This window comes from Erythrobacter sp. EC-HK427 (assembly GCF_902498745.1).
Taxonomy (GTDB): Bacteria; Pseudomonadota; Alphaproteobacteria; order Sphingomonadales; family Sphingomonadaceae; genus Alteraurantiacibacter.
Genome location: NZ_LR701479.1, coordinates 488,002 through 505,010, shown reverse-complemented (window position 1 = coordinate 505,010; position 17,009 = coordinate 488,002). Strand labels below are relative to the sequence as shown.

The window sequence follows — 17,009 nt, the reverse complement described above, 5'->3', positions numbered from 1 at the left end:
GTGAGTGACAGGCGCGTGGCGATATCTCGGTTCGCAAGCAATAATTATGAAAACAGCAGAGATGCTGATCGCCAATCGAGCCAAGTTGTCTCGCAATTTACTCAAACCCATAATCCGAATAGTCCTTCAGATTGGGCGAAGTAAACTTGGTGAACTCGCTCTGGAAGTGCAGCGGGACATTGCCGGTGGAGCCGTGGCGCTGTTTCGCCACGATCAGCGTCGCCTTGTTGCGCAGTTCCAGATAGCGGTCTTCCCACACGCGGTATTTCTCCTTCTCCGCTTCGGAGGAGGTTTCGCTCGGATTATCGGGGCGCGAGGCTTCGTGGTAATAATCGCCGCGAAAGATGAACCACACCATATCGGCGTCCTGCTCGATAGAGCCCGATTCGCGCAGATCGGAGAGCATCGGGCGCTTGTCTTCGCGCTGCTCGACCGCGCGGCTCAATTGCGAAAGCGCGATCACCGGCACTTGCAATTCCTTCGCCAGCGTTTTCAGCCCGCGCGAAATCTCCGAAATCTCGTTGACGCGGTTGTCATTCGCGCGGCCCGATCCTTGCAGCAATTGCAGGTAATCGACCACGATCAGCCCGATATCATGCTTGCGCTTCAACCGCCGCGCGCGGGTGCGCAGCGCGCCGATTGTGAGCGCGGGCGTATCGTCGATATAGAGCGGCAATTCGGCCAGCCGCTGCGCCGCGTAAGAGAGTTTCTGGAACTCGTCGCGGTTCAGCTTGCCCGAACGCAGGGCTTCGGAAGAGACTTCGGCCTGTTCGGCGAGGATACGTGTGGCGAGCTGGTCGGCGCTCATTTCCAGGCTGAAAAAGACAGTCGGCGCGCCGTAGCAGTGCGGGCCGCCATCGCGTTCCCAATTGAGAAATTCCTCGGCGCAATTGAAGGCGATATTGGTGGCGAGCGAGGTCTTGCCCATACCCGGACGCCCGGCGAGGATGATGAGGTCGGAATTGTGCAGGCCTGCGGTCTTGCTGTCGATGGTGGCAAGGCCGGTGGTCTTGCCCGACAGGCCGCCGCCCGAATTCATCGCCGCCTCGACCATGCGGATCGCTTCGGTCGAGGCCGCGCGGAACGTGGTCGAGGTGTTTTCGCTGGTCGCCCCGGCGGCGACTTCGAATAGGCGCGCTTCGGCCCCCTCGATCTGCCGCATCGGTTCCACCGATTCGGAAGTGTCGAGCGCGCCTTCCACCAGCTCGCGGCCCACGCTCACCAATTCGCGCAGCAGCGCCAGATCGTAGATCTGCTGCGCCAGTTCGCGGGGGGCAAGCAGGCCCTGCCCGTCGGCGGTCAATTGCGCCAGATAGGCGGTGCCGCCCAGCTCGGCGAGGCCTTCATCGGCTTCGAAATAGGGTTTGAGTGTGACCGGGGTCACCACCATCTGCTTGTCGACGCCGATCAGGACGCGGTCAAAAATCCGCTGGTGGATCGGCGCGTAGAAATGCTTGGGACGCAATTCGACGGGGAGTTCTTCGAGCACCCGGTTGTCGATCAGCACCGCACCCAGAAACGCCGCCTCCGCCTCCAGATTGGTGGGCAGGGTGCGGCCCTGCGTATCCTTCGGCGTGTCGGAAGGCGCGCTGGCGGGAGGACGGATCAGAAGTTCTTCATCATTCATGGATCGCCGGTAATGCGGTGCCGCTGCGCCAAGAGCAAGCCACACGGTGCGGCATTTTTCTTACGCCCCCTGTGGAAAGCGGGGACGAATGGCGCGCCTGCCCTTTTTCGCAATTGCAATATGCCCCAAGGCTGGGCCAAGAGAGGCGCGCTATGTCGCAGGACAACGATAACCGGATCGAAGCCATCACGCTTGACGAAGCGACTGTTATCGCGCGCAATGAAGAGATCGAGAAGGAGCGCGAGGTCGCGCTGCGCGATCTGGTGGAGGACAACCGCTTCCGTCCGCTCCGCGCGCTCGAAAACGGGCAGCAAGGCCCGTGGCACGTGCATCTGGCGATTGTCGACGGGATGCTGGCGCTCAGCTTGAAAGACCGTGCGGGCGTGGATGCGGGCACAATCGGGCTGGGTCTCGGCCGGATGCGCCGTGTGGTGCGCGAATATTTCGCGATTTGTGACAGCTATTACAAGGCGCTGCGCCGCGCCTCCGCGCAGGAAATCGAGACGATCGATATGGCGCGGCGCGGCATCCATGATCGCGGCTCGCGCATCCTGTCGGAGGCGTTGGAGGGCAAGATCGATAGCGATTTCGAAACCACGCGCCGTCTTTTTACATTAATTTGCGTGCTGCATATCAAGGGCTGATGCTACCGGCATCATCGCACCGTTCCAGCCAGTAATCAGGGTCGCCCGATGGGCAAGAAGAAGAAGAGCATTCTGCGGTTCTGGATCGAGGCGTTGCTGCTGATCGCGCTCGTTGCCGTGGGCGTGTTCCTGTGGTGGCGGACGCAGAATTTCATGCCCGAACGGTCCGAGTATCCGGTGCAGGGCGTGCTAACAGGTGCGGGTGAGGGCGTCGTCGATATCTCCGCGCTGCGCACCGCGCGCGCCGATTTCGTCTATCTCGAAGCCAGCAGCGGCGATGACGGGCGCGACGAGGCGTTCGGGCGCAATCTGGCCGCGCTGGCCAGCACCGGCATCCGCCACGGCGCAGTGCACGAATATGATCCGTGCATTCCGGCGCAGGAGCAGGCGGCGAATTTCGTCACCATCGTGCCGCGCGATCCGGAAATGTTGCCGCCCGTCATCGCGCTCAGCAAGCTGGCGAGCGAATGCGGCGATCCGGTGGTGGAGGCGGCGCTGGAAAGCGAGCTGACGACTTTCATCAACCAGGTCGAAGGCCATGCCGAGCAGCCGGTGGTGCTGAAAGTGAGCGAGGAATTCGAACGCACGTATGGCATCGCTGCGTCCATAGAGCGCAATCTGTGGCTCGAACGCGACTGGATCGAGCCCGATTATGCGGGCCGTCCGTGGACATTGTGGACGGTCAATTCGCAACTGGCCAATCCGGCGAACGGTCAGAGTATGCGCTGGGTGGTGGTGCAGAACTAGCGTTGCGGCTGTTAAGCTGGCGGACACGAAAGCGGGCGCAAGATAGCGTGATGCGGCTCCTGCTTTTCGCCTTCGCCATGCTGTGCACCGCTGCGCCCGCTTCGGCGCAGGAGCAGGGCATTTTCAATTTCGACCTTGCGCAACCCTATGCTGTCGAGAACCGGGCGCTCGTCGAACGCGCGGTTGCCGATGCGGAAGACATTGCCGACGCCGCCGCGATTTATTGCTCGACCAACCCTTGGGCCGATGGCGCACGGCATCGCGCGGAATTGCGGCAATTGCTGTTGGAAGCGGGTTCGGCTAGTGCGCGACTGTTCGATGCAGGCCATTGCACGCCCGACATCACTGGCCTGCTAAACGACGACATTGGCGAAGACCGCGTGTGGCTCGCGCTTACCAATGTGCATTTTCTCGAACGCTTTCTGGGAGAACGCGCGCAGCGTTAAGGCTCAGCACGGCTCCAGCCACTCCACCAGCGCAGCCAAACACTCGCGAGCCAGCAGCTTGCAGCGTTCCGGGCTCCAGCCCTGTGCCGCATCGGGCCAATCGGCATTATCTTTGAACGGCATTTCCAGCGTCATCGCAGTCGCGCCGAAGCGTTCGGCGAGCTGGTTGGTACAGAGCGACAGATTGGCCGTGCCCGGTGCCGATTTGGGATAGCCCTTTTCCGTCTGGAAATCGGGGCAGCGGCGGTCAAGAATGCGCTGGTAGCGGTAGAAGGTCTCGCCGAATTCGTCGGTCCATGAAGGGATACCTTCGTATCCGGCAAGGAAGACGGCGGGGATAGCTTCGTCACCATGCACATCCATCGCAAAATCGACCCCGGTTGCATCCATGGCATTGCGGATAGCGAGCACTTCGGGCGCGCGTTCGAGCGTCGGATTGTCCCATTCGCGGTTCAAATTCACGCCCTCGGCATTGGTGCGCAAATGGCCGCGGAAGCTCCCGTCGGGATTGCAATTGGGGACGATGTGCAGGCGGCAATATTTGCGCAAGGCGCGCGCCACCACATCGGCGGGATCGGTCAGCACTTCCAGCGCGCCTTCCATCCACCATTCGGCCTGCGTTTCGCCAGGATGCTGACGTCCGGTGAGCCAGACCTGCGTTTCGCCTTCGCCCATTTCGAGGCAATCAATGCTGCGTCCGTCGAGCGTCTGGCCGAGGCGGCGATAGGTCACGCCTTCGGCGCTCGCCGCTTCGGCCACCAGATCATTGTGCCGTTCCATCGAATAGGGCGCGAAATAGGCGAACCACACTTGCCCGGATGCAGGCGTATAGCGGATCGTCAGCGTGCCGTTGCCGGTGCTGGCGTCATAGCTGGTGTCGGCGCGGCCCCAGAAAGCGCGATCTTCGGAAACGCAGGCGCGGTAATTCGGCCAGCCTTGCGGGAAGGCGCTGTCCTGCAAATTGTCGATGGTGAGCACGAGTTCGCGCCCGGCAGCGCCCGAAACGCGGAAATGGAACCACTGGGCAAATTCGCTCTTGCGATCCGCCGGGATGCGCAGATGCGCTGTTGCGCGTTCGATGGCGACGATTTCGATATTCCCGCTGTCAAATGCAGCGTCGATGGCAATGGGATGGTTACTCATGCAACCGCCCTTTAATCGATTGCCATGGTTTCGCCAGAGGTTCCGGGGAAATTTGTAAACAGCGCGGCCATCATCCGCCGCGCCGCGAGCGCGTTGGCGGCGTAATCGCTATTGCTGGTCGCCCCCATCTGCGCGCGGCCTTCCCACAGATTGGGCCGGTCGCCTTCGGTAAAGCGGATGGCGACGGACAGCCGGCGCTCGATAGTTTCGGGCGGCGGGCCGGACAGGCTGTTGAGATTGATCCCCACGCCCACGCCCACGCCCGAGCCGTAGCTTCCGGTCGATCCGCCCACGCCAACGCCCACGGGGGAGCGGGCGCGTCCGGCATCGGCAACAAAGCTCTCCAGCCCGATAATGGCGGTCTGCTCACCGCCCTCCTCGACAATTGCATAGCCCAACATAGCCAGTTCGGCGCGCAACGCATCGGCATAGGCGGCATATTCGATTGTGTCTGTCTCCACCCCCGGCGCGGGCGCAATCGCAATCGTGCCGCGCCCCAAAGCCATCGGCGCTTCCCCGATGAAGCGGGTGATCTCGACCGGCGAGACATAGGCGGGATGCGCGCAGCCAGCGGCGAGCAGGGCGAGGGGGAGAGCAAGGGCGAGTCTTTTCATGCCCGCTTTATGGCGCAAATCCCCTCGCTTGGCCAATTCGCCGATTGCCCGCGCGGCACAAGCTGCTAACCGCTGGCAGCCATGAGCGATAGCAAACCTTCCGTTCTCGTAACCGGCGGCGCCGGGTATATCGGCAGCCACGCGGTGCTCGCCTTGCGCGATGCGGGCTGGCCGGTTGCGGTGATCGACAATCTGGTGACCGGATTCCGCTTTGCCGTGCCCGAAGGCGTGGCGTTTTATGAAGGCGATATTGCGGACGCTGACCTGCTTGCGCGCATTTTTGCCGAGCAGGGCACACGGGCTGTGATGCATTTCGCCGGTTCGGTTGTGGTGCCCGAAAGCGTCACTAACCCGCTCAAATATTACCACAACAACACGTCAAACAGCCGCGCGCTGATCGAAGCTGTGGTGGCAGCGGGTGTGCCGCATTTCATCTTCTCCAGCACCGCGGCAACCTACGGCATTCCCGATGTGGCCACCGTGCGCGAGGATACGCCGCAAGTGCCGATCAACCCCTATGGCTGGTCGAAACTGATGACCGAGCAGATGCTCGCCGACACGGCCGCTGCACACCCGATGAATTATTGCGCGCTGCGTTATTTCAACGTCGCGGGGGCCGATCCGCAGGCGCGCACCGGGCAATCGACCGCGGGCGCGACGCATCTGATCAAGGTCGCGGTGGAGGCGGCTTTGGACAAGCGCGAGGGCGTGAGCGTGTTCGGCACCGACTTCGCCACGCCCGACGGCACCGGTGTGCGCGACTACATCCATGTCAGCGATCTGGCCGCCGCGCACGTGCTGGCGCTCGAAGAGCTGATCGCCACGCCCGAAGTCTCGCTGACGATGAATTGCGGTTACGGGCGCGGGTTCTCGGTGCTCGAAGTGCTCGACGCGGTTGACCGCGTGACCAACCGGACGATCAACCGCACGATGGCCGCGCGGCGCGCGGGCGATCCGGATTCGCTGATTTCCGACCCCTCGCGGCTCAAGGCGACGCTGCCGTGGCAGCCGCAGCACGGTGATCTGGAGACGATCGTCACCCACGCGCTCGCCTGGGAGCGGAAGCTTGCCGATATTCGCGGAGACTCGGGCGGCGACTAGCTGCCCGCAAGGGCGCCCGCCCGCCCGCAGGTGCCGCGCAGCGTAGCGGAGCGAATAGCGCCGAGGACGCTCCGGCGGATGCCGGAGCGCAAAGCAAACAACTTGACTCGTGCAAGCGGTCTGCGTATCGGCCACCCCAGATTTCCGGCATCGGAGTGCATCTCCGGTGCCGCTTATTTTTCAGGAATAGACCATGAAGATCCGCAACAGCCTCAAGTCGCTCAAGGGCCGTCACCGCGACAACCGCGTGATTCGTCGCCGTGGCCGCACTTATGTGATCAACAAGACCAACCGCCGCTTCAAAGCCCGTCAGGGTTAATCCGGCGCCGTGCCGCTGATCCAGCGCGGCACCGGTCTTTTGCAAAGCCCCCGTCACCACGGGGGCTTTTTGCGTGTTTGATGCGCCGAAAATCACCGCCGTCGTCTGGGATGTGGGGCGGGTGCTCTATCGCTGGGAGCTGCGCCACCTGTTCCGCGAACTGATTGCGGACGAGGCGGAACTCGACTGGTTCCTCGCCAATGTCGTGACCGAGGAATGGCATTTCGAGCATGATGCGGGCCGTCCGCTCGCCGAAATGCTGCCCGAACGCATCGCGCAATTCCCCGCCTATGCGACGCATATTCGCGCCTATGCCGAGCGGTTCAACGACACCATCCCCGGCCCTGTTCCAGGCACCCACGCGCTGGTCGAGCGGCTTGCGGAGCGCGGCGTGGCGCAATTCGCGCTCACCAATTTCGGGGCGGAGTTCTGGGACGTGTTCCTACCCACCGCGCCGGTGTTCGGGCATATGCAGGACATCGTCGTGTCGGGCCGCGAGTGCCTCGTAAAGCCCGATCCGGCGATCTATGCGCTGGCCGAAGCGCGCTACGGCCACCCGCCGCAGCAACTGTTCTTCATCGACGACCGCGCCGACAATATCGCCGCTGCCAAGGCGCGCGGGTGGCACGGCCATGTCTTTACCGATGCCGGGCCGCTTGAGGCGGAGCTGGCGCGGTTGGGCCTCCTCTGAACCCAAAAAAAGCCCCGGCACCGTAAGGCACCGGGGCATCGGAATGCCGCGCCTAGATGGAGAGGGGCGCGGAAAGGTCTTTGCGACAAATCAGCCGTTGCAGCGAGCGAGCTGCGATTCGCTCAGGGCTTCGCCATTGGCGGTGAAGCTGGCGATGGTGCCGACTTCGCGGCGCAATTCGCTGCACACGCGCAGGGGCCGGTCGCTGCTGCGCGGGCCGGTGCAAGCAGTGCCTTCGCAGGCGAACACGACGCCGCCGGCGATCACGCGCTCTTCCTCGGTCGGCTGGGCCAGCACCACTTCGTAATGCGCAATGAAGGCGGGGGCAGCCGCCAGCGGCGCGCCCATGGCGAGCGCGGCAGTGGCGGCGATGGTGGCGAGACGGGGGAGGGTTTTCATCACAAGGCTCCTGAGGTGGATCGGGCGGTGCTGACAATATTGAAAGTTGCGTTTGACAACCAGTTGTCGTTCGCTACCTATCCAGCCGAGTTTCGATTCGCAACTCTTATTTTGCGATTATTTTGGCTTTGCCGCGTTTCGCGCTAGGAAGCGGTAAGGAGAGCTGGGTTTATGGGCATGAGAGAACCGTTGGGAGAGCTGGGCTGCGGCCTCTCGCACGCGCTGGAAGTGATGGGCGAACGCTGGTCGTTCCTGATCCTGCGCGCCGCTTTCAACGGGCTGTACCACTTCGAGGAGTTCTCTGCCGAACTGGGCATCGCCCGCAATATCCTCTCCAACCGGCTGGTAAAGCTCGTCGAGAACGGCGTGCTCGAACGCACACCGTCCGAGACCGACCGCCGCAAGGTGGAATACCGCCTGACCGAAAAGGGCCTCGGCCTGCTCCCCGCAATGCTCGCGCTGCGGCAATGGGGCGAACACTATGCCGATATCTGTAACCCGAACCTGGTGCTGGTCGACTGCCGCGACGGACAACCGATCCGGAAAATCGGCATCCGGGCGCATGACGGGCGCGAGCTGGGCTGGCACGAACTCGGCTGGCAGACCCCCGACAAGATCGGCACGCCGGTGGAACGGCACAACGTGCATTATGCGAAAGAGGGGGTTTGAGGCCTAAGGCCTCATCAGGGGCGAAGGTTGGGGTGGAGCAAACCCTAAGCCCTAGGCGCCTGCCGCCGGTAACTCAGTGCCTCGGCGATATGCACGCGGCCTACGCGCTCTGCCCCGGCCAAATCCGCTATCGTTCGCGCTACCCTCAACATCCGCACATAGCCGCGTGCTGAGAGGCGCATGGCTTCGGCCGCCTGCATCAGCAATGTGCGTCCTGCCTCGTCGGGTGAGGCGAACTGCTCCAGCGCGTCGCCGTCCAGCTCGGCATTAGAGCGCACGCCTCTGGCCACTTGCCTAGTCCGCGCTGCCGCCACGCGGGCAGCGACTTCTGCGCTGCCCTCGGCGGCGGGGGGTAGGGCGAGGTCAGCCGCGCTCACTGGATCGACTTCGACGTGCAAATCGATGCGATCGAGCATCGGGCCACTCACCTTGCTCTGGTAATCCACCGCGCAGCGGGGCGCTCTGGAACACGCTAGCGCGGGATCGCCCAGATGGCCGCAGCGACACGGGTTCATCGCCGCGATCAACTGTACCCGCGCAGGGTAGGCGACATGGGCGTTGGCGCGCGCAACATCGACCTTGCCTGTTTCCAGTGGCTGGCGCAGCGAATCGAGTACGGGGCGCTGGAATTCGGGCAATTCATCAAGAAACAGCACGCCCAGATGCGCGAGGCTGACTTCCCCCGGGCGCACGCGCAAGCCGCCACCGGTGAGCGCCGCCATGCTCGCCGAATGGTGCGGCGCGCGGAACGGGCGGGTGCGGCTGATCTTGCCGCCTTCGAGCGTCCCCGCGACGCTGGCGACCATGCTGACTTCCAGTGCCTCGGCGGGCGTTAGTGGCGGCAGGATGCCGGGCAGACACGCGGCGAGCAGCGACTTTCCCGCGCCCGGCGGGCCGTTCATCAGCAGATTGTGCCCGCCCGCCGCAGCGATCTCCAAAGCGCGCTTGGCGGTCTCCTGCCCCTTCACCTGCCGCAAATCCGGCCCCGGAGCCACATCCTCCACTTCGCCCGCTTCGGGTTCGGGCAGGCGCTGGCTACCCTTCATATGGTTGAGCAGGCTGGTGAGATCGGGCGCGGCGAGAATGCGCACATCGCTCGCCCAGCGCGCCTCCGGCCCCTGCGCTTTTGGGCAGATCAGGCCCTTGCCGTTCTCGCTTGCGTGCAAAGCGGCGAGCAGCACGCCCGGCGAAGGGACGATGCGGCCATCGAGTGCCAGTTCCCCAACCGCCACCCATTCGCTCATGGCCTCGGCATCCACCACGCCCATCGCGCCGAGCAGCGCCAGCGCAATCGGCAAATCGTAATGCGAGCCTTCCTTGGGCAGATCGGCGGGCGAGAGGTTCACGGTGATGCGCTTGGGCGGCAGGGAGAGGCCCATCGCGGCAAGCGCGGCCTGCACCCGCTCGCGGCTTTCGCCCACCGCCTTGTCGGGCAGGCCGACCACGAGGAATTTGGGCATCCCGGCGGTCAGCTGGCACTGCACTTCAACCGGCCGCGCCTCCAGCCCCAGATAAGCCACCGTCGAAACCAGAGCTACCAAGCCAAAATCCCCTTTGTTCAGAGGTGATAACGCCCGCGAGCGCGGTGTCGAGACTCAATAGATCGGGAACAGGGTTAATTCACCGGCAACCGCAATGCTTGGCATTTGCGTAGGGCGCACGGCGCAGAGCGATGGGCATGAACCGTCTGTCGTCCTTCCTTGCCCTGCTTCTTGCGCCTCTCGCGATGCTTGCCGCGTCGCCTGTGGCCGCGCAGCAGACGGTCACGGTGACGGTTGAAGAGTGGACCGAAGAGTGGATCGACGGCGAATGGGTCGTCGTGGAACATAGCGGGTGGCAGGACGCCGACCGTACGCAATCGTCCGCGCCTGCCGCCCGCGCTGTGGCTTCGCCGATGGAGACCGTCGAAGCCGCAGCCATCGCCGCCTATGGCCCGTTCCGCGTGCTGGATGATCGTACCGCCGCGATTGTCGATGTGACCGACGCGGCATCTCCGCGCCAGTTCGCCGCCTTGCTGGCCGCCTATCCTGATATTGAAGTGCTCGAATTCGTCGAAGTGCCCGGCACGCATGATGACCGCGCCAATTTCGCGGTCGGACGGATGATTCGCGAATATGGCATCGCCACAAGCGTGCCCGAAGGCGGTTCGGTGCGTTCGGGCGGGGTCGAGCTGTTCCTCGCGGGAGTAAGCCTCGCCATCGCCGATAACAGCGAATTTGCCGTGCATGGCTGGATGGATGATCGCGGCATGGGCGCAGAAGATTATCCGATGAGCGCGCCCGAGCATCAACGGTACCTCGAATATTACGCCGAAATGGGCATGGCGCCCGAGGCTGCGCGCGCCTTTTACGCCATGACCAATTCGGTGCCGTTCGAAGATGCGCTGTGGCTGACCGGCGAAGAGATGCAGGTGTGGATGGGTGTCGACTCGCCTGCCGCAACCGCTGTAGAGACCGCTCAACCGGAACTCCCGTCGATCGCCTATGAAGACGTATTGCCCCGCCTCGCCTATCTTGACTTGGCCCCGGCCTTTCAGTAAGCGCGCCCCATAGACATGAGGCCGCCCCTGTTTGGCGGCCCTTTTTATTCTGATTCGAAGGTTAGAACCATGAAGCGCACTTTTCAGCCGAGCAATCTCGTGCGTGCTCGCCGCCACGGCTTTTTCGCCCGCAAGGCTACCGTAGGTGGCCGCAAGGTGCTCCGCGCCCGCCGTCGTCGCGGACGCAACAAGCTGAGCGCCTGATTCTTTGTGATCGCCCATCCGGGCGATCATCCTCGGTGCTATTCGCTCCGTCCTGCGGACTTCGCGGCACCTGCGGGCGGGCAGTCGCCCTTGCGGACCCCTCTCGGGGTCAGCTTGCTTTCGTCCTGACTTTTCTGTTGGGCGTGTTACCCCTATATAACACCGCATGACGATTTCCGTCCTCACCAAACGCGCGGATTTTCTAGCGGCGAATCGGGGTTTGCGTATTGCGCGGCCCGGCTTTGTGCTGCTGGCGCGGCCCAATGGTGGGGTGGGGGTGCGCTATGGCATCACCGTTACCAAGAAGATCGGCAATGCGGTCGTGCGCAACCGGATGAAGCGGCGCTTCCGCGAATTGCTGCGTGCAGCTTTGCCGGAAGGCGGCCTGCCCGATCACGATCATGTGCTGATCGGGCGCGAAGGCGGGATCGAGCGGGGCTTTGCGCAACTAGCGGAAGAACTCGCCATTGCGCTCGAACGCGCGGCGAAAGGCAAGGGCGACCCTGCCCGCCGTCCGCGCAAAGGCAACCGCAAGACGCATGGCCGGGGGCGCGGGTGAAGCGTCTGCTGATCCTCCTCGCGCGGGGTTGGCAGCTTGGCCCCAGCCGCATTTTGCCGCCCACGTGCCGCTATCAGCCCTCGTGCAGCGCCTACGCCATCACCGCGCTTGAACGCCATGGTGCAATCAGGGGTGGATGGCTTGCCCTTAAGCGGTTATTGCGCTGCAACCCTTGGGGCGGGCACGGGCATGACCCGGTGCCATAGCGCCTTCACAGACAGACAATTCGACGGATCACATCTTGGACAATCAGCGTAATCTTATCATCGCGGTGCTGCTGAGCGCGGCTCTCCTGTTCGGGTGGGATCTGGCCATGCGGACCTATTATCCCGAGCCTGAAGCGCCGCCGACATCTGCCGCGACCAGCGAAGTGGCGGCGGGTGAGACTGCGCCGTCGGGCGATGCGGGGGCGGCGATTGCCGAGGGCGGCGAGAGCGCGCCCGCCGATTTGGCCACCGCGCTCGCCAGTGCAGAGCGGATCGTGATCGATGCGCCCGAAGTCCATGGTTCGATCAATCCGGTCGGCGCGCGGGTGGATGACATCGACCTGAAAACCCATCGCCGGACGGTGGCGGCCGACAGCGACAATATCCGGATGCTCTCGCCCGCTGGCACGCCCGAGCAGCATTTCGCGCAATTCGGCTGGATCGGCGAAGGCGTGGCGCTGCCCGATGCCGATACGGTGTGGGAACTGGTCGACGGCGAGCAGCTGACGCAGGAAACGCCGGTCACGCTGCGCTGGGCAAACGGCCAGGGCCAGCTGTTCCAGCTACGCTTCGCAATTGACGAGCATTACATGATCACCGTCACGCAATCGGTGCGCAATGGCGGGGAAGGCTCGGTAGCGCTGAGCCCCTACGCCTTTATCAACCGCACCAGTGCCAATGCTGATCCGAGCACGTTCAACGTCCATGCCGGCCCGATCTCCAAGACGGAAGAAGGCGTGAATTTCGACTGGGAATATTCCGAAGTCGGCGAAGAAGGCGCGGCAGAGATGGGCGCGGTCGACTGGCTGGGCTTTACCGATATCTACTGGATGTCCACACTGATCGCCGAAAATGGGCAGGCCGCATCGGGCACGTTCCGCTCTTCGGGCGCGGAAACCTACCGCGCAGACCTGATCTACGATCCCGTCACGCTGGCCCCCGGCGAAACCGTGTCGCGCAACACCCGCTTGTTTGCAGGGGCCAAGGAAAGCGCGGTGCTCGACCAGTATGAAGCCGAAGGCGTAGAGAGGTTCGGCCTGGCGATCGACTGGGGCTGGTTCCGCTGGATCGCTTGGCCGCTGTGGCAGGTGCTGATCTTCCTGTTCGGCGTGTTCGGCAATTTCGGCGTGGCGATTATCGGGCTCACCGTTATCATCCGCCTGCTGCTGTTCCCGGTGGCGCAGAAGCAGTTCACCAGCATGGCGCAAATGCGCGCGGTGCAGCCCAAGATGAAGGCGCTGCAGGAACGCTACAAGGACGACAAGGCCGAGCTGCAACAGCAGATGGCCAAGCTCTACAAGGAAGAAAAGGTCAATCCGCTGGCGGGCTGCCTGCCGATTTTCATCCAGATCCCGATTTTCTTCGCGCTGTACAAGGTGCTGCTGCTCGCCATCGAGATGCGGCACCAGCCGTTCACCTACATCAAGGATTTGTCGTCGCAGGACCCTGCGACCATTCTCAACCTCTTCGGCCTGCTGGATTTCACTCCGCCCAGCTTCCTCGCCATCGGCGTGCTGGCGGTGCTGCTTGGCGTGACCATGTGGTTGCAGTTCAAGCTCAATCCGGCGGCGATGGATCCGATGCAGCAGCAGATTTTCATGATCATGCCGTGGGTGCTGATGTTCGTGATGGCGCCGTTTGCTGCAGGCCTGCTGCTCTACTGGATCAGCAACAACGTGCTGACGCTGGCGCAGCAGAAATATCTCTACGCCCGCAATCCGCAGCTGAAGGCAGCGATGCTCAAAGAGAAGGAAGAGAAGGAACGCGCCGCCGCGCGCGAGCAGGCGGAAAAGGCGTGACCGAAGACGAACAAGCGCTGGCAGAGGAAGCGCGCAAGCTCTTTTCGGGGCGGGTGGACTTCCTGCTTTCCGCGCCGCAGCTGAAATTCCTGCCCGAGCCCGATTTTCCGGAGATCGCCTTTTGCGGGCGATCCAATGTCGGCAAAAGCTCGCTCATCAACGCGCTGACCGGGCGCAAGAGTATCGCCCGCGCTTCGGTTACGCCGGGGCGCACGCAGGAGCTCAACTTCTTCGAAGTCGGTGATCCGACGCAGTTCCGCTTTGTCGATATGCCCGGCTATGGCTTTGCCAAGGCGCCGGTAAAGGTCGTCGAAAAGTGGAAGCAGCTTGTGCGCACATTCCTGCGCGGGCGCGTTCCCTTGCGGCGCACCATGCTACTCGTCGATTCACGCCACGGGCTGAAACCGTCCGACCGCGAGATGATGACGATGCTGGACGAGGCCGCCGTCGGCTACCGCGTGGTGTTGACCAAGGCGGACAAGATCAAGGCGAGCGCGCTGGAAAAGGTCACTGCGGAAACGCAGGCCGAAGCGCGCAAACATATCGCCGCCTTCCCGCACATCCATGTGACCAGCGCGGAAAAGGGCATGGGGTTGGACGAACTGCGCGCCGCGATCATGTTCGACGTGCGGCAATAAGCCCAAGAATTTCAGGCAAAAAAAAGGGCGCCCACAACGCCCTTTTCCTTGATTGTCAGCTCACTCAGCCGCTTTCGCGACCACCGAGGAGCCATGCCCAGAATCCACGCATTGCGACTCTCCTGTTGTTGACAGGGTTATCAATGCATTAACCAGGCTCGTTTGTAAACGCTAAACCATGTTCTGGCGCTGGCGCGCTGCGCTATCCGACTGAAATTCAAGAATTCGATCAAACTCGACCGGACGCGAAATGCCGTATCCTTGCGCCACCAGGCAGCCCGAATCGCGCAGCAAGCGCAGTGTTCCTGCGTCTTCAACCCCTTCGGCAACCACGATGATTCGCAAATCCTTGCCGAGTCGCAGGATGTTCTGGACAATCCCCTGCGCTTTGGGTTCGGTGGCCATGCGGGCAACGAACATCCGGTCGATCTTGAGTTCATCAAAGGGCAGGCGCAGTAGCGCTTCATAGCTCGCCGCGCCCACGCCGAAATCGTCCATCGAGATCTTCGCGCCAAGGCGATGAAGCCCGTCCAGTACTTCGGCTGCGCGGTCGATATTCGAGATGCGATAGGTCTCGGTGATCTCGAGCGTCAGGCTGCGTGGCTCGAACCCGGTTTTGGTCAACACATCCGATACCATCTGCACAATCGCGCGTTCGTGCACCAGAGTGGCGGAAATATTGACCGCCATCTGGATATTGAGCCCGCGCGCGGCAAAGGCGTTGCCCGCCTTGCAGGCTTCTTCGAGCACAAAGCGCGTGAGATGGCTCATGCGCCCGGCGGTCTCGCACTGGCGGATGAAATTGTCGGGCGGAATGTGCCCCTTCACCGGGTCTTTCCAGCGCACCAGCGCCTCGACCCCGATGATCTCGCCCGTCTGCACCATGATCTTGGGCTGGTAGGCCAGATAGATTTCCCCGCTCGACAGCGCGGCGTCGATGCGCGCTTGCAACGAGATATTCCAGATCAGATCTTCTTCCGAGGTGCTGTCGGCGATGGCGATGGGATCATAGGTTTCGTTTGTGTGCTCTGCCGCCGCAACCGCTGCCGCCAGTCGCCGCGCGACATTGGGGCTGGGGGTGATATCGACGCCGAAAGTGATGCCCACATCGACTTGGGCTTCGCCCACGATCAGCGGCGAAGCGAACAGCGCGCGCAGGCCCTCCAGATGCTCTTGCAGCAGGCCGGGGTCTTTCTCGTCCATCGCCCAGGCAATCATATTGCCTTCGCCGCGATAGATGGTCGCGTCCTGTGTCGCGGCTTTCAGGCGGGCAATGATGCGCAGGATATATTCGCCGTGCAATTCTTTCGGCAGGGTACGCTTCACCTGTTCGAAGCGGTGGATTTTTGCCACAATCAGACCCGGCAAAGTTTCGGCGATCTGCCGCTCGGTTTCGAGCGCGGCAAAGGTGGGCAGATTGGTTTCGGCATCGATCAGCGCGAACGAGCTTTTCCACGATGCGCGCCCGCGCAGCGCGCCGAAGAGTGCTAGCATCACGGCAATATCGGTGAGCCACACCCGCACCCCGGCATAGGCCGTGACCACAAAGATAATCGGGAGGCCGAGGCACATCGCAAGATAGAGCACCCGCCGCAATTTTCGCGACTGCAGCCAAGCAGCGCCAAGGAGGAGCGCGATGAAGACAAACAGCGTAAGCAGCACCGGAATGGAATCATGCCGACCCGCCATCAGCGTCTCGGCGGCATAAATGTGGATGAGGCTACCGCGAACGTTGGTCAGTCCCGGAATGCTGTACTCTTCAACCTGATCGGCCCCTGCGCCGGTTATGACGACGGTCTTGCCGTCCACCGCCGAAAGGAGATCAGGCGTGAGGATTAGGTCTCTTGCCGCATATGCCGGAATGCTGTCGCGCTTGAAGCCATAATTGATGAAGAAGCTCTCACCTGCGCGCTCCTCTACGCCAGCAAGATGCATCCCGAGATTGGGCAGGCGCAGTCCGTCTTGCTCGACGTAGTATGTCGCGTCCCACACAAAGCCGGCATACCAAGTGTAATGGCGACTTGCGACTTCTTGGACGCCTGTACCGATGGACGGATCGGTTCTGACAATCTGCGATGCACCCGTTGCATTTGTCCGCACCTTCGACACCAAAAAGGCATCGCCCGAGAAGTTGCGGAGTGCCGCGTTCAGTTCGCCATCGCTCACCGGGTCGGAGGGACGTTCGAACACCTGGTCGATATACACCGCTTCCACGCCCGCCGCGTCCAGCTGGCGGATGACTGCGGCCAGATTGCTGCGGCGCTCGGGGAAATCGGGATCGGCAAGGTTGGTGTCGCTCGACACCAATACGATATCGCCCGACGCGTCTTGCGCGGCCATCCGGTCTTGCGTCGCCCAGACGACCGAATCCAGCGGCTCGAACAAGGCGATAAAGGACAGCACGAGCGCCACCGCGCCCGCCCAAAGGGCGTGCGTGAACCGCTCGGAGCGTCGGGCCTTGGCCGTCTGTGTCGGGTTGCTTTCGGCCACCCATCACCTCGCAAAAGCGCCCAATACGGGCGTAGGAGGCTCCGCTTTCGCAGAGGATGGTTAACATTCCCGAAATTTTTTACATTTTGATTTCTACTTACCTGCCGGTTCACTTTCGCTGCGCAGGGCGGGCACCGCCCAACGTTCAGTCTCGACAGCGCCATGCTGAACGCC

19 protein-coding genes are annotated in these 17,009 nt (G+C 62.7%); 13 read left to right on the top strand and 6 right to left on the bottom strand.

Annotation, left to right across the window (positions count from 1 at the left end):
- Positions 1 to 97 precede the first annotated feature (97 nt).
- On the bottom strand, positions 98 to 1,627 hold the full coding sequence (locus GC121_RS02530; RefSeq protein ID WP_151972606.1) for a replicative DNA helicase: 1,530 nt from the start codon (positions 1,625 to 1,627) through the stop codon (positions 98 to 100).
- 152 nt (positions 1,628 to 1,779) lie between these two features.
- On the opposite strand from GC121_RS02530, the gene GC121_RS02525 reads away from it, so the two are divergent.
- Genes GC121_RS02525 through GC121_RS02515 form a run of 3 tightly spaced genes read left to right on the top strand, consistent with a single transcriptional unit; the run spans position 1,780 to position 3,464 of the window.
- On the top strand, positions 1,780 to 2,271 hold the full coding sequence (locus GC121_RS02525; protein WP_151972605.1) for a UPF0262 family protein: 492 nt from the start codon (positions 1,780 to 1,782) through the stop codon (positions 2,269 to 2,271).
- A gap of 48 nt (positions 2,272 to 2,319) precedes the next feature.
- The gene (locus tag GC121_RS02520) at positions 2,320 to 3,018 is read left to right on the top strand and encodes a glycoside hydrolase family 25 protein (protein ID WP_151972604.1); all 699 of its coding nucleotides are present in this window, start codon (positions 2,320 to 2,322) and stop codon (positions 3,016 to 3,018) included.
- A 50-nt stretch (positions 3,019 to 3,068) separates the two neighbouring features.
- Entirely contained in the window at positions 3,069 to 3,464 is a 396-nt protein-coding gene (locus GC121_RS02515) for a hypothetical protein (RefSeq protein WP_151972603.1), read from the top strand.
- A gap of 3 nt (positions 3,465 to 3,467) precedes the next feature.
- Here GC121_RS02515 and GC121_RS02510 read toward each other — a convergent pair whose 3' ends face one another.
- Positions 3,468 to 4,607, bottom strand: coding sequence for a M14-type cytosolic carboxypeptidase (locus tag GC121_RS02510; protein ID WP_151972602.1), 1,140 nt, complete (start codon positions 4,605 to 4,607; stop codon positions 3,468 to 3,470).
- 11 nt (positions 4,608 to 4,618) lie between these two features.
- Positions 4,619 to 5,221, bottom strand: coding sequence for a DUF4136 domain-containing protein (locus GC121_RS02505; RefSeq protein ID WP_151972601.1), 603 nt, complete (start codon positions 5,219 to 5,221; stop codon positions 4,619 to 4,621).
- Positions 5,222 to 5,302: 81 nt separating this feature from the next.
- Here GC121_RS02505 and galE point away from each other — a divergent pair, with 81 nt between their 5' ends.
- From galE to GC121_RS02490, 3 genes are all read left to right on the top strand, one after another.
- Positions 5,303 to 6,322: a UDP-glucose 4-epimerase GalE gene (galE, locus tag GC121_RS02500; protein ID WP_151972600.1), complete on the top strand. Its 1,020-nt coding sequence runs from the start codon at positions 5,303 to 5,305 to the stop codon at positions 6,320 to 6,322.
- A 193-nt stretch (positions 6,323 to 6,515) separates the two neighbouring features.
- A complete protein-coding gene (ykgO, locus tag GC121_RS02495; protein WP_004210176.1) occupies positions 6,516 to 6,641 on the top strand; it encodes a type B 50S ribosomal protein L36 in 126 nt (41 codons plus the stop codon).
- A 73-nt stretch (positions 6,642 to 6,714) separates the two neighbouring features.
- Positions 6,715 to 7,332: an HAD-IA family hydrolase gene (locus GC121_RS02490; protein ID WP_151972599.1), complete on the top strand. Its 618-nt coding sequence runs from the start codon at positions 6,715 to 6,717 to the stop codon at positions 7,330 to 7,332.
- 90 nt (positions 7,333 to 7,422) lie between these two features.
- On the opposite strand, the gene GC121_RS02485 is transcribed toward GC121_RS02490, so the two are convergent.
- A complete protein-coding gene (locus tag GC121_RS02485; protein WP_151972598.1) occupies positions 7,423 to 7,731 on the bottom strand; it encodes a hypothetical protein in 309 nt (102 codons plus the stop codon).
- Positions 7,732 to 7,902: 171 nt separating this feature from the next.
- Here GC121_RS02485 and GC121_RS02480 point away from each other — a divergent pair, with 171 nt between their 5' ends.
- Positions 7,903 to 8,400, top strand: a complete 498-nt coding sequence (locus GC121_RS02480; protein ID WP_151972597.1) for a helix-turn-helix domain-containing protein — start codon at positions 7,903 to 7,905, stop codon at positions 8,398 to 8,400.
- A 44-nt stretch (positions 8,401 to 8,444) separates the two neighbouring features.
- On the opposite strand, the gene GC121_RS02475 is transcribed toward GC121_RS02480, so the two are convergent.
- Positions 8,445 to 9,941: a YifB family Mg chelatase-like AAA ATPase gene (locus GC121_RS02475; RefSeq protein ID WP_151972596.1), complete on the bottom strand. Its 1,497-nt coding sequence runs from the start codon at positions 9,939 to 9,941 to the stop codon at positions 8,445 to 8,447.
- Between the two features lie 137 nt (positions 9,942 to 10,078).
- Between GC121_RS02475 and GC121_RS02470 the strand changes: the two genes are divergently transcribed.
- From GC121_RS02470 to yihA, 6 genes are all read left to right on the top strand, one after another.
- Positions 10,079 to 10,939, top strand: a complete 861-nt coding sequence (locus GC121_RS02470; RefSeq protein WP_151972595.1) for an alpha/beta hydrolase — start codon at positions 10,079 to 10,081, stop codon at positions 10,937 to 10,939.
- A gap of 69 nt (positions 10,940 to 11,008) precedes the next feature.
- Positions 11,009 to 11,143, top strand: coding sequence for a 50S ribosomal protein L34 (gene rpmH / locus GC121_RS02465; RefSeq protein ID WP_119591263.1), 135 nt, complete (start codon positions 11,009 to 11,011; stop codon positions 11,141 to 11,143).
- A gap of 166 nt (positions 11,144 to 11,309) precedes the next feature.
- Positions 11,310 to 11,702, top strand: coding sequence for a ribonuclease P protein component (gene rnpA / locus GC121_RS02460; protein WP_151972594.1), 393 nt, complete (start codon positions 11,310 to 11,312; stop codon positions 11,700 to 11,702).
- Positions 11,699 to 11,908 (top strand): membrane protein insertion efficiency factor YidD, encoded by a 210-nt coding sequence (gene yidD, locus GC121_RS02455; RefSeq protein WP_151972593.1) that lies wholly within the window; start codon positions 11,699 to 11,701, stop codon positions 11,906 to 11,908. Before rnpA ends, yidD begins: the two co-directional genes overlap by 4 nt.
- A 35-nt stretch (positions 11,909 to 11,943) precedes the next feature.
- The gene (yidC, locus tag GC121_RS02450; RefSeq protein WP_151972592.1) at positions 11,944 to 13,707 is read left to right on the top strand and encodes a membrane protein insertase YidC; all 1,764 of its coding nucleotides are present in this window, start codon (positions 11,944 to 11,946) and stop codon (positions 13,705 to 13,707) included.
- Positions 13,704 to 14,345: a ribosome biogenesis GTP-binding protein YihA/YsxC gene (gene yihA / locus GC121_RS02445; protein WP_151972591.1), complete on the top strand. Its 642-nt coding sequence runs from the start codon at positions 13,704 to 13,706 to the stop codon at positions 14,343 to 14,345. Before yidC ends, yihA begins: the two co-directional genes overlap by 4 nt.
- A gap of 171 nt (positions 14,346 to 14,516) precedes the next feature.
- Here the strand turns inward: yihA and GC121_RS02440 are convergent, their stop codons facing one another.
- Positions 14,517 to 16,835 carry an EAL domain-containing protein gene (locus GC121_RS02440; RefSeq protein WP_151972590.1) on the bottom strand — a complete coding sequence of 773 codons (2,319 nt, stop codon included), beginning with the start codon at positions 16,833 to 16,835 and terminating at the stop codon, positions 14,517 to 14,519.
- Positions 16,836 to 17,009 lie beyond the last annotated feature (174 nt).

Coding starts and splice junctions, on each gene's coding strand:
- GC121_RS02530 (WP_151972606.1), bottom strand. CDS start 1,627: ATGAATGATGAAGAACTTCTGATCCGTCCTCCCGCCAGCGCGCCTTCC.
- GC121_RS02525 (WP_151972605.1), top strand. CDS start 1,780: ATGTCGCAGGACAACGATAACCGGATCGAAGCCATCACGCTTGACGAA.
- GC121_RS02520 (WP_151972604.1), top strand. CDS start 2,320: ATGGGCAAGAAGAAGAAGAGCATTCTGCGGTTCTGGATCGAGGCGTTG.
- GC121_RS02515 (WP_151972603.1), top strand. CDS start 3,069: ATGCGGCTCCTGCTTTTCGCCTTCGCCATGCTGTGCACCGCTGCGCCC.
- GC121_RS02510 (WP_151972602.1), bottom strand. CDS start 4,607: ATGAGTAACCATCCCATTGCCATCGACGCTGCATTTGACAGCGGGAAT.
- GC121_RS02505 (WP_151972601.1), bottom strand. CDS start 5,221: ATGAAAAGACTCGCCCTTGCTCTCCCCCTCGCCCTGCTCGCCGCTGGC.
- galE (WP_151972600.1), top strand. CDS start 5,303: ATGAGCGATAGCAAACCTTCCGTTCTCGTAACCGGCGGCGCCGGGTAT.
- ykgO (WP_004210176.1), top strand. CDS start 6,516: ATGAAGATCCGCAACAGCCTCAAGTCGCTCAAGGGCCGTCACCGCGAC.
- GC121_RS02485 (WP_151972598.1), bottom strand. CDS start 7,731: ATGAAAACCCTCCCCCGTCTCGCCACCATCGCCGCCACTGCCGCGCTC.
- GC121_RS02480 (WP_151972597.1), top strand. CDS start 7,903: ATGGGCATGAGAGAACCGTTGGGAGAGCTGGGCTGCGGCCTCTCGCAC.
- GC121_RS02470 (WP_151972595.1), top strand. CDS start 10,079: ATGAACCGTCTGTCGTCCTTCCTTGCCCTGCTTCTTGCGCCTCTCGCG.
- rpmH (WP_119591263.1), top strand. CDS start 11,009: ATGAAGCGCACTTTTCAGCCGAGCAATCTCGTGCGTGCTCGCCGCCAC.
- rnpA (WP_151972594.1), top strand. CDS start 11,310: ATGACGATTTCCGTCCTCACCAAACGCGCGGATTTTCTAGCGGCGAAT.